8 protein-coding genes are annotated in these 10,309 nt (G+C 71.4%); 6 read left to right on the forward strand and 2 right to left on the reverse strand.

Going from position 1 to position 10,309, the window contains the following annotated elements; translation table 11 throughout:
* Positions 1-130 precede the first annotated feature (130 nt).
* The 4 genes from RIM90_RS17555 to RIM90_RS17570 all read left to right on the forward strand — a co-directional run bounded on the left by RIM90_RS17555 (position 131) and on the right by RIM90_RS17570 (position 4,634).
* Complete coding sequence (locus tag RIM90_RS17555) at positions 131-2,677, forward strand: sensor histidine kinase KdpD (protein WP_309061654.1); 2,547 nt, start codon at positions 131-133, stop codon at positions 2,675-2,677.
* Positions 2,674-3,354 carry a response regulator gene (locus RIM90_RS17560; protein ID WP_309061655.1) on the forward strand — a complete coding sequence of 227 codons (681 nt, stop codon included), beginning with the start codon at positions 2,674-2,676 and terminating at the stop codon, positions 3,352-3,354. The genes RIM90_RS17555 and RIM90_RS17560 overlap by 4 nt, the downstream gene beginning before the upstream one ends.
* A gap of 110 nt (positions 3,355-3,464) precedes the next feature.
* Positions 3,465-3,863 (forward strand): OB-fold nucleic acid binding domain-containing protein, encoded by a 399-nt coding sequence (locus RIM90_RS17565; protein WP_309061656.1) that lies wholly within the window; start codon positions 3,465-3,467, stop codon positions 3,861-3,863.
* 3 nt (positions 3,864-3,866) lie between these two features.
* Entirely contained in the window at positions 3,867-4,634 is a 768-nt protein-coding gene (locus RIM90_RS17570; protein WP_309061657.1) for a DUF3159 domain-containing protein, read from the forward strand.
* Positions 4,635-4,733: 99 nt separating this feature from the next.
* Here the strand turns inward: RIM90_RS17570 and RIM90_RS17575 are convergent, their stop codons facing one another.
* Both RIM90_RS17575 and RIM90_RS17580 read right to left on the reverse strand, forming a co-directional pair.
* The gene (locus tag RIM90_RS17575; protein WP_159536200.1) at positions 4,734-5,411 is read right to left on the reverse strand and encodes a TrkA family potassium uptake protein; all 678 of its coding nucleotides are present in this window, start codon (positions 5,409-5,411) and stop codon (positions 4,734-4,736) included.
* Positions 5,411-6,082, reverse strand: a complete 672-nt coding sequence (locus tag RIM90_RS17580) for a TrkA family potassium uptake protein (RefSeq protein WP_309061658.1) — start codon at positions 6,080-6,082, stop codon at positions 5,411-5,413. Before RIM90_RS17580 ends, RIM90_RS17575 begins: the two co-directional genes overlap by 1 nt.
* Before the next feature lie 549 nt (positions 6,083-6,631).
* On the opposite strand from RIM90_RS17580, the gene RIM90_RS17585 reads away from it, so the two are divergent.
* Both RIM90_RS17585 and RIM90_RS17590 read left to right on the forward strand, forming a co-directional pair.
* The gene (locus RIM90_RS17585; protein WP_309061659.1) at positions 6,632-8,677 is read left to right on the forward strand and encodes an APC family permease; all 2,046 of its coding nucleotides are present in this window, start codon (positions 6,632-6,634) and stop codon (positions 8,675-8,677) included.
* A 68-nt stretch (positions 8,678-8,745) separates the two neighbouring features.
* Complete coding sequence (locus RIM90_RS17590; RefSeq protein ID WP_309061660.1) at positions 8,746-10,074, forward strand: TRAM domain-containing protein; 1,329 nt, start codon at positions 8,746-8,748, stop codon at positions 10,072-10,074.
* Positions 10,075-10,309: the final 235 nt, after the last annotated feature.

Genomic DNA, 10,309 nt, shown 5'->3' on the forward strand with positions numbered 1-10,309 from the left:
GTCGGTCCCCGCGCCGGCGTCAGAGTCGTGTCAAGGACGGGCCCCGGGCCCCGGCCGGCGCCTCCGGGACGTGCTGCCCGGCCGTAAGGTCGACTGCGCCCAGCCAGCACGACCGGAAGACAATGAGGCCATGGGACGCGGCAAGCTTCGGATCCACCTCGGTGCGGCACCGGGCGTCGGCAAGACGTACGCGATGCTGTCCGAGGCGCACCGGCGCGTCGAGCGCGGCACCGACTGCGTGGTGGCCTTCGTCGAGCACCACGGCCGGCCGCGCACCGAGGCGCTGCTGCACGGCCTGGAACAGGTCCCGCGCAGGCAACTGGAACACCGAGGGGCCGTCTTCCCCGAGATGGACCTCGACGCCGTCCTCGCCCGCCGCCCCCAGGTGGCCCTCGTCGACGAGCTCGCCCACACCAACGTCCCCGGCTCGCGCAACGCCAAGCGCTGGCAGGACGTGGAGGAACTGCTGGCGGCCGGGATCGACGTGCTCTCGACGGTCAACATCCAGCACCTGGAGTCGCTGGGCGACGTCGTGGAGTCGATCACCGGCGTCCGGCAGCGGGAGACCGTGCCGGACGAGGTGGTGCGGAGGGCGGACCAGATCGAGCTGGTCGACATGGCGCCCGAGGCGTTGCGCCGCCGCATGGCGCACGGCAACATCTACCAGCCGGACAAGGTCGACGCGGCCCTGTCCAACTACTTCCGCCTCGGCAACCTCACCGCGCTCAGGGAACTGGCGCTGCTGTGGGTGGCCGACCGGGTCGACGCCCACCTCCAGCGCTACCGCAGCGAGCACGAGGTCTCCGCGATATGGGGCTCGCGCGAGCGGATCGTCGTCGGCCTGACCGGCGGGCCCGAGGGCCGGACCCTGATCCGGCGGGCCGCGCGGCTGGCGGAGAAGGGCGCCGGCGGCGAGGTCCTCGCCGTCTACATCGCCCGCGGCGGCGGACTCACCGCCGCCTCGCCGAAGGAACTCGCCGAGCAGCGCACGCTGGTGGAGGACCTGGGCGGCACCTTCCACCACGTCGTCGGCGACGACATCCCGGCCGCCCTGCTCGCCTTCGCGCGCGGGGCGAACGCCACGCAGATCGTGCTGGGCTCCTCGCGCCGCAAGACGTGGCAGTACGTCTTCGGCCCCGGCGTCGGCGCGACCGTCGCACGGGACTCCGGGCCGGACCTGGACGTGCACATCGTCACCCACGAGGAGATCGCCAAGGGGCGCGGGCTCCCGGTGGCCCGCGGCGCCCGGCTCGGGCGGTCGCGCACGGCGGCGGGCTGGGCGGCCGGTGCGGCCGGTCCGGCGGTGCTGGCCGTGCTGCTCAGCGCCGTCGATCCGGGGCTCGCCAACGACATGCTGCTGTTCCTGGCGCTGACGGTCGCGGCGGCCCTGCTCGGCGGACTGTGGCCGGCGCTGGCCTCGGCGGTGGTCGGCTCCCTGCTGCTCAACTACTTCCACACCCCGCCCCTGCACACCTGGACCATCTCCGACCCCAAGAACATCGTCGCCCTCGTGGTCTTCGTCGCCGTCGGCGCGGCGGTGGCCTCCGTCGTCGACCTCGCCGCCCGCCGCACCCACCAGGCGGCCCGGCTGCGCGCCGAGTCGGAGATCCTGTCCTACCTCGCCGGCAACGTGCTGCGCGGCGAGACCGGCCTGGAGGACCTGCTGGAACGGGTGCGCGAGACCTTCGGCATGGAATCGGCGGCCCTGCTGGAACGCGCCGACGACGTCGAACCGTGGACCTGCGCCGGACACGCGGGCCGGGGGCGGCCCGTCGGGCGGCCCGAGGACGCGGACGTGGACGTGCCGGTCGGCGACCACATGGCGCTCGCGCTGACCGGCCGGGTGCTGCCCGCCGAGGACCGCCGGGTGCTGGCCGCCTTCGCCGCGCAGGCCGCCGTCGTGCTGGACCGCCGCCGGCTGCGCGAGGAGGCCGACCGGGCCCGTGCCCTCGCCGAGGGCAACCGCATCCGCACCGCGCTGCTGGCCGCCGTCAGCCACGATCTGCGCACCCCGCTGGCCGGCATCAAGGCGGCGGTCTCCTCCCTGCGGTCCGAGGACGTCGACTGGTCGCCGGAGGACACCGCCGAACTGCTCGCGAGCATCGAGGAGGGCGCCGACCGGCTGGACCACCTGGTGGGCAACCTGCTCGACATGTCACGGCTGCAGACCGGAACGGTCACCCCGCTGATCCGCGAGATCGACGTGGACGAGGTGGTGCCGATGGCGCTCGGCGGGGTGCCCGAGGGCAGCGTCACCCTGGACGTCCCCGAGACCCTGCCCATGGTCGCCGCGGACCCCGGGCTGCTGGAGCGGGCGATGGCCAACGTGATCGAGAACGCCGTCAAGTACAGTCCGCCCGGCGTCCCCGTCCTGGTCGCCGCCAGCGCCCTCGCCGACCGGGTCGAGGTGCGGGTGGTCGACCGCGGGCCCGGAGTCCCCGACGAGGCGAAGGACCGTATCTTCGAACCCTTCCAGCGGCACGGCGACGCCCCGCGCGGAGCCGGGGTCGGCCTCGGACTGGCCGTCGCGCGGGGCTTCGCCGAGGCCATGGGCGGCACGCTCGACGCCGAGGACACTCCCGGCGGAGGCCTCACCATGACGCTCACCCTCCGCGCGGCGGCAGCGGAGTGCCCGGAGCCCGTACCCGCCGCAGAACCGGAAAGGCAGCTCTCATGACCCGTGTGCTGGTGGTCGACGACGAGCCGGCGATCGTGCGCGCCCTCGTGATCAACCTCAAGGCACGCTCCTACGAGGTCGACGCGGCCCACGACGGAGCCGGCGCCCTCCGCACGGCCGCCGCCCGCCACCCCGACGTGGTCGTCCTCGACCTGGGCCTGCCCGACATGGACGGCGTCGAGGTGATCAGGGGGCTGCGCGACTGGACCCGGGTCCCGATCCTGGTGCTGTCCGCGCGGCACGCCTCCGAGGAGAAGGTCCAGGCGCTGGACGCGGGGGCCGACGACTACGTCACCAAGCCCTTCGGCATGGACGAGCTGCTGGCCCGGCTGCGGGCCGCCGTGCGCCGCGCCGAGCCCGTCGGCGACGGGGGCGACACGGTGGTGGAGACCGACACGTTCACCGTCGACCTGGCCGCGAAGAAGGTCAACCGCGGTGGCAAGGACGTACGGCTGACCCCCACCGAGTGGCACCTGCTGGAGGTGCTGGTGCGAGGCGGCGGCCGTCTGGTGGCGCAGAAGCAGCTGCTGCGGGAGGTGTGGGGGCCGTCGTACGGGACAGAGACGAACTACCTGCGCGTGTACATGGCGCAGCTGCGCCGGAAGCTGGAGGCTGATCCGTCACATCCGAAGCACTTCATCACCGAGCCGGGCATGGGCTACCGCTTCGAGAAGTGAAGGTCAGGACGGTGCCGGGCGCGGTGTCCGGCAGAGGCCGGACAGCGGCCGGTTCGGACCGGGGAACCGGGGGGTACGTAACCGTCAGTGCACCCCGGTACGCTTCAGATATGAGTGCTGTTCCTCGTTCCGAGAAGCCGGCAGGCCGGTTCCGGCGCATGCTCGACCGGCTCTCCTCGTCGCAGGAGGACCTGGAGTCCGAGGAGCTGCGCGAGGATGCCGAGACCGCCGGCTGTACGCGGATAGGCGACTGCCAGGACCGGCAGATCGTGTCGGTTACTGGTACCTTGCGCACGGTCACGCTGCGGCCGCGCGCGGGCGTGCCGGCCCTGGAGGCCGAGTTGTTCGACGGCTCCGCCGCGCTGGACGTGGTGTGGCTCGGCAGGCGTTCCATCGTGGGGATCGAGCCGGGGCGCAAGCTGATCGCATCGGGCCGGATCTCGATGAGCCGGGGCCGCCGGGTGCTGTTCAATCCGAAATACGAACTGAGACCCCTCGGACGGGAGTAGCCGGTGACGTCGCTCGACAAGCCGACAACCGAAGACACACCCTCGGACGACGCCCGGGCGGTGACCGAAGCCGCGCTGTTCGAGGCGTTCGGCGGGGTGCGGGGCATGGTCGAGACGGTGCTGCCCGGACTCCTCTTCGTCAGCATCTACACGGTCAACAAGGACCTGCACATGTCGGCGATCGCGGCGCTCGCCGTGTCGCTGGTGCTGGTCGTGGTCCGGCTGGTGATGAAGGACACCGTCAAGCACGCCTTCAGCGGGGTCTTCGGCGTCGCCTTCGGCGTGGTCTTCGCGATGATGACCGGCAACGCCAAGGACTTCTACCTGCCGGGCATGCTCTACACGCTGGGCCTGGCCCTGGCGTACATCATCACCGCGATGGCCGGTGTCCCGCTGATCGGTCTGATGCTGGGCCCCGTCTTCCGGGAGAACCTCTCCTGGCGCACCCGCAACCCCGGCCGCAAGAAGGCCTACACCAAGGCCAGTTGGGCCTGGGGACTGATCCTGCTCGGCAAGAGCGCGATCCTGTTCCCGCTGTACTGGTGGGCGGACACGACCCAGCTGGGCTGGGTGCTGGTCACGCTGAAGATCCCGCCGTTCCTGCTCGCCGTGTATCTGACGTGGGTGTTCCTGGCGAAGGCGCCCCCGCCGATCGACGTGTTCGCGGAGATGGAGGCGCGGGAGCGCGCGGAGAAGGAACGCGAGGCCGCGTCCGCGGAGGAGAACGGCGAGGCGGCGACGCCGGCCGGACGGCACCGCCGGCAGGCGTAGTCCACCGGGCCCCTGCGCCCGCGTCGGCCCGTACGTGCGCGAGGGCGCCCGGAGATCCCGAGATCTCCGGGCGCCCTCGCCGTCGTGGACGGCCGGCGTTCAGCGCGCCGTCTCGTCCCGGCGCACCGAGAGCAGGTCCTCCAGCTGTTCCTCGCGGGCCTGGGCGGCCACGAAGAGCAGCTCGTCGCCCGCCTCCAGGGAGTCCTCCCGGGTCGGGGCCAGCACGCGCGTGCCGCGGATGATGGTGACCAGCGAGGTGTCCTGCGGCCACTGGACGTCCCCGACCCGGGTGCCGGCCAGCGCCGACTCCTCGGGCAGGGTCAGTTCGACGAGGTTGGCGTCGCCGTGGCTGAAGCGCAGCAGCCGCACCAGGTCGCCGACGCTGACCGCCTCCTCCACCAGCGCCGACATCAGGCGCGGTGTGGAGACGGCGACGTCCACACCCCAGGCCTCGTTGAACAGCCACTCGTTCTTCGGGTTGTTCACCCGGGCGACGACCCGCGGAACCCCGTACTCGGTCTTGGCGAGCAGCGAGACGACGAGGTTGACCTTGTCGTCGCCGGTCGCCGCGATGACGACGTTGCAGCGCTGGAGCGCCGCCTCGTCCAGGGACGTGATCTCGCAGGCGTCGGCGAGGAGCCACTCGGCCTGCGGGACGCGCTCGACCGAGATGGCGGTCGGCGCCTTGTCGATGAGCAGGATCTCGTGGCCGTTCTCCAGCAGCTCGCCCGCGATCGAGCGGCCGACCGCGCCGGCTCCGGCAATGGCGACCCTCATCAGTGACCGCCCTCCTCTTCGGGTCCCTTGGCGAACGCCGCCTCGACCCGGTCGATCTCGTCGGTGCGCATCATCACGTGCACCAGGTCGCCCTCCTGCAACACCGTCTGCGAGCGGGGCAGGATCGCCTCGCCGAGCCGGGTCAGGAAGGCGACGCGGACACCGGTCTCGTCCTGCAACTTGCTGATCCTGTGCCCCACCCAGGCCGTGGAGGCGTGCACCTCGGCGAGCTGCACCCCGCCGGTGGGGTCGCGCCACAGCGGCTCGGCGCCCGAGGGGAGCAGCCGGCGCAGCATCTGGTCGGCCGTCCAGCGGACCGTCGCCACGGTCGGGATGCCGAGCCGCTGGTAGACCTCGGCGCGGCGGGGGTCGTAGATGCGGGCGGCGACGTGCTCGATGCCGAACATCTCCCGGGCCACGCGCGCGGCGATGATGTTGGAGTTGTCGCCGCTGGAGACGGCGGCGAAGGCGCCCGCCTCCTCGATGCCCGCCTCGCGCAGGGTGTCCTGGTCGAAACCGACCCCGGTGACCCGGCGCCCGCCGAACGAGGAGCCCAGCCGGCGGAAGGCGGTGGGGTCCTGGTCGATCACGGCGACCGTGTGCCCCTGCTCCTCCAGAGTCTGAGCCAGGGCGGAGCCCACCCTTCCACAGCCCATGATGACGATATGCATCGCGTCACACCGCGCTTCCTGCAGGCCCTTCGACCTTCATGACTCTCGTGCTCATGTCTCTCTTTCGGCTCGCCAGGCAACACATCGCGGCCTGAGTGCGGGCCGCCGGGCAACATCATGCCGGGGGAAGGCGGTTTCGATGCCCTCCGGGGCCCGGCTGACGCGTTCGCCCGCCGAGTCCAACGTATCGGCACCACGGGGGGACGACCGACGCCCGGACGAACCGGAAGGGACGGGAAGAAGCGGGGAAATGCCGCGGGGGGCGTGCGATCAGCGACGCGTGATGCTCCGCACACTCGCCAGGGTGAGGATTCCGAGGCCGAGGAGGGCGGCCGCGGCGCCGATCAGTTCTGCGGTCGTGTGCATGGAACCTCCACGGAGCGGCAACGGACGGGGCTCGGTCATATAGGCATGGAAGTCCCCCGACCTGCGGAATCCGCAGCCCGGTCACCCGGTGATTTCACCCGGAGAGCAGAGGCCGTATGGATGCCGTATGGATGGGGGTGGCGGCTGAGCGGTCCCTCGTTCGAAGGCCTACGATCCTCTGTTGTGTCCAAACTGACCGACGTGCCCAAACGGATCCTGATCGGGCGCGCACTGCGCAGTGACCGGCTGGGCCAGACGCTCCTGCCGAAGCGCGTCGCACTCCCCGTCTTCGCCTCCGACCCGCTGTCCTCCGTGGCGTACGCGCCCGGTGAGGTGCTGCTGGTCCTGTCCATCGCGGGCCTGTCGGCGTACCACTTCAGCCCCTGGATCGCCGCCGCGGTCGTCGTGCTGATGTTCACCGTGGTCGCCTCCTACCGGCAGAACGTGCACGCCTACCCCAGTGGGGGCGGCGACTACGAGGTGGCCAACACCAACCTCGGCCCCAAGGCCGGACTGACCGTCGCGAGCGCCCTGCTCGTCGACTACGTCCTGACGGTCGCCGTGTCGATCTCCTCCGGCATCGAGAACCTGGGCTCGGCGATCCCGTTCGTCGTCGAGCACAAGGTGGCCTGCGCGATCGGCGTGATCGTGCTGCTGACACTGATGAACCTGCGCGGGGTCAAGGAGTCGGGCACGCTCTTCGCGATCCCGACGTACGTCTTCGTCGCGGGCGTGTTCACCATGATCGCCTGGGGAGCGTTCCGCGCGGTGGTGCTCGGCGACGAGATGCGGGCACCGACGGCGGACTACGAGATCAAGCCCGAACACCCGGGCCTGGCCGGCTTCGCCCTGCTCTTCCTGCTCCTGCGCGCCTTCTCCTCCGGCTGTGCCGCGCTCACCGGCGTCGAGGCGATCTCCAACGGCGTCCCGGCCTTCCGCAAGCCCAAGTCGAGGAACGCGGCGACCACGCTCGCGATGATGGGCCTCCTCGCCGTCACCATGTTCTGCGGCATCATCGGGCTGGCCATGGCGACCAACGTGCGCATGGCCGAGAACCCGGGCAAGGACCTGGTCCACGACGGCGTCCCGCTCGGTCCGGACTACGTCCAGCACCCGGTGATCTCGCAGGTCGCCGAGGCCGTCTTCGGCCACGGCAGCCTCCTGTTCATCGTGCTCGCCGCGGCCACCGCGCTGGTGCTGTTCCTCGCCGCGAACACCGCCTACAACGGCTTCCCGCTGCTCGGCTCGATCCTCGCCCAGGACCGCTACCTCCCCCGCCAGCTGCACACCCGCGGCGACCGCCTCGCCTTCTCCAACGGCATCGTGCTGCTCGCGGGTGCCGCCGCACTGCTGGTGTGGGTCTACGGCGCCGACTCCACGCGGCTGATCCAGCTCTACATCGTCGGCGTGTTCGTGTCCTTCACGCTCAGCCAGACCGGCATGGTCCGGCACTGGAACCGCCTGCTGGCCACCGAGAACGAGCCGGCCAGACGCCGTCACATGATCCGTTCCCGGGCCATCAACGCCTTCGGCGCCTTCTTCACCGGCCTGGTGCTGGTCGTCGTGCTCGTCACCAAGTTCACCCACGGCGCCTGGGTGGCGCTGCTCGGCATGTGCATCTTCTACGCGATGATGACGGCGATCCGCAGGCACTACGACCGCGTCGCCGAGGAGATCGCGGCCCCGGACACCCCGAGCGACGACATGGCCCGGCCCTCCCGCGTCCACTCGGTCGTCCTGGTCTCCAAGATCCACCGCCCCATGCTGCGGGCGCTCGCCTACGCCAAGCTGATGCGCTCGGACACCCTGGAGGCGGTCAGCGTCAACGTGGATCCGGCGGAGACCAGGGCGCTGCACGCGGAGTGGGAGCGACGCGGCATCGACGTCCCCCTGAAGGTGCTCGACTCCCCGTACCGGGAGGTCACACGGCCGGTCATCGAGTACGTGAAGAGCCTGCGCAGGGAGTCGCCGCGCGACGTCGTCTCCGTCATCATCCCCGAGTACGTGGTCGGCCACTGGTACGAGCACCTGCTGCACAACCAGAGCGCGCTGCGGCTCAAGGGCCGCCTGCTGTTCACACCGGGCGTGATGGTGACCTCGGTGCCGTACCAGCTCCAGTCGTCCGAGGTGGCCAAGAAGCGCGCCCGCAAGCGGCAGGAGTGGGTCGCGCCCGGTTCGGTGCGGCGCGGTCCGGCGGAGCGGGCGAAGGAGTCCTCCCCGCCCACGTAGACTGGTGGGCTGTTGTCCACGGGCCACGGCCCGCTCACCCGCCGACGATGTTGTGGAGTCACCCCGCCATGCAGGCAGAACCGAGGAAATCACTGGTGGGGGAGGAGTACGAGGTCGAGGTCGGCCCCGTCGCCCACGGCGGTCACTGCATCGCCCGTACGTCCACCGGACAGGTCCTCTTCGTCCGGCACGCCCTGCCCGGCGAACGGGTCGTCGCACGGGTGACGGAGGGCGAGGAGGGCGCCCGCTTCCTGCGCGCGGACGCGGTGAAGGTGCTGGACGCCTCCAAGGACCGGATCGACGCGCCCTGCCCCTTCGCCGGCCCCGGCCGCTGCGGCGGCTGCGACTGGCAGCACGCCAAGCCGGGAGCGCAGCGGCGCCTGAAGGGCGAGGTGGTCGCCGAGCAGCTGAAGCGCCTCGCCGGGCTCACGCCCGAGGAGGCCGGCTGGGACGGCACGGTGGTGCCCGCCGAGGGCGACAAGGTCCCCGCGGGCCAGGTCCCGGCCTGGCGCACGCGCGTGCAGTACGCGGTGACCGCCGACGGCCGCGCGGGACTGCGCCGGCACCGCTCGCACGAGGTCGAGCCGATCGACCACTGCATGATCGCCGCCGAGGGTGTCAGCGAGCTCGGCATCGAGAAGCGGGACTGGACGGGCATGGACTCCGTCGAGGCGATCGCGGCGACGGGCTCGCAGGACCGCCAGGTCATCCTGACGCCCAAGCCGGGCGCGCGTCTTCCGCTGGTCGAACTGGACCGTCCGGTCTCGGTCATGCGCGTCGACGAGCGCTCCGGCCAGGTCCACCGTGTCCACGGCCGCCCCTTCGTCCGCGAACGCGCGGACGGCCGCACCCACCGCGTCGGCAGCGGCGGCTTCTGGCAGGTCCACCCGAAGGCCGCCGACACCCTGGTCACCGCGGTGATGCAGGGCCTGCTGCCCCGCAAGGGCGACATGGCCCTCGACCTGTACTGCGGCGTCGGCCTGTTCGCGGGCGCCCTGGCCGACCGGGTCGGCGAACAGGGCGCGGTCCTCGGCATCGAGTCCGGCAAGCGGGCCGTCGAGGACGCCCGGCACAACCTCGCGGACTTCCCCCGCGTCCGCATCGAACAGGGCAAGGTCGAGTCCGTCCTGCCCCGCACCGGCATCACGGAGGTCGACCTCGTCGTCCTGGACCCGCCGCGCGCGGGCGCGGGCCGCAAGACGGTGGAGCACCTGTCGTCGCTGGGCGCACGCCGGATCGCGTACGTGGCGTGCGACCCGGCGGCGCTGGCACGGGACCTGGGGTACTTCCGGGACGGGGGGTACCGGGTGCGGACGCTGCGGGTGTTCGACCTGTTCCCGATGACGTCGCATGTGGAGTGTGTGGCAATCCTCGAACCTGCGGGCAAGGCGTCCTGACCTGCGTTTTTGTTGTCCGGGTCGGTTGCTCGGCCTGTTTCCCCCGTGCAGCAGTCTGAGTGGACGGACCGACCTTTGTTAGTTCGCTGACCTGCGGATTCGTGAGCACGGTGCTTGCATGGGCAACGCCTTCAGAGGGTCGTTCGGAGACTCTTGACGCTCGGATGACGCTCGAAGCTGAGCTTCTGCTGCACTTCCGCAGTGGCGGTGCGAGCGGTCGGCCGGGGCCGACCGC

The sequence above is a fragment of the Streptomyces sp. genome (assembly GCF_031181555.1).
Lineage (GTDB): Bacteria > Actinomycetota > Actinomycetes > Streptomycetales > Streptomycetaceae > Streptomyces > Streptomyces fimbriatus.

Excerpts from the sequence above, each read along its gene's own strand:
- RIM90_RS17555 (WP_309061654.1), top strand. The coding sequence starts at position 131 with ATGGGACGCGGCAAGCTTCGGATCCACCTCGGTGCGGCACCGGGCGTC.
- RIM90_RS17565 (WP_309061656.1), top strand. The coding sequence starts at position 3,465 with ATGAGTGCTGTTCCTCGTTCCGAGAAGCCGGCAGGCCGGTTCCGGCGC.
- RIM90_RS17590 (WP_309061660.1), top strand. The coding sequence starts at position 8,746 with ATGCAGGCAGAACCGAGGAAATCACTGGTGGGGGAGGAGTACGAGGTC.
- RIM90_RS17560 (WP_309061655.1), top strand. The coding sequence starts at position 2,674 with ATGACCCGTGTGCTGGTGGTCGACGACGAGCCGGCGATCGTGCGCGCC.
- RIM90_RS17580 (WP_309061658.1), bottom strand. The coding sequence starts at position 6,082 with ATGCATATCGTCATCATGGGCTGTGGAAGGGTGGGCTCCGCCCTGGCT.
- RIM90_RS17575 (WP_159536200.1), bottom strand. The coding sequence starts at position 5,411 with ATGAGGGTCGCCATTGCCGGAGCCGGCGCGGTCGGCCGCTCGATCGCG.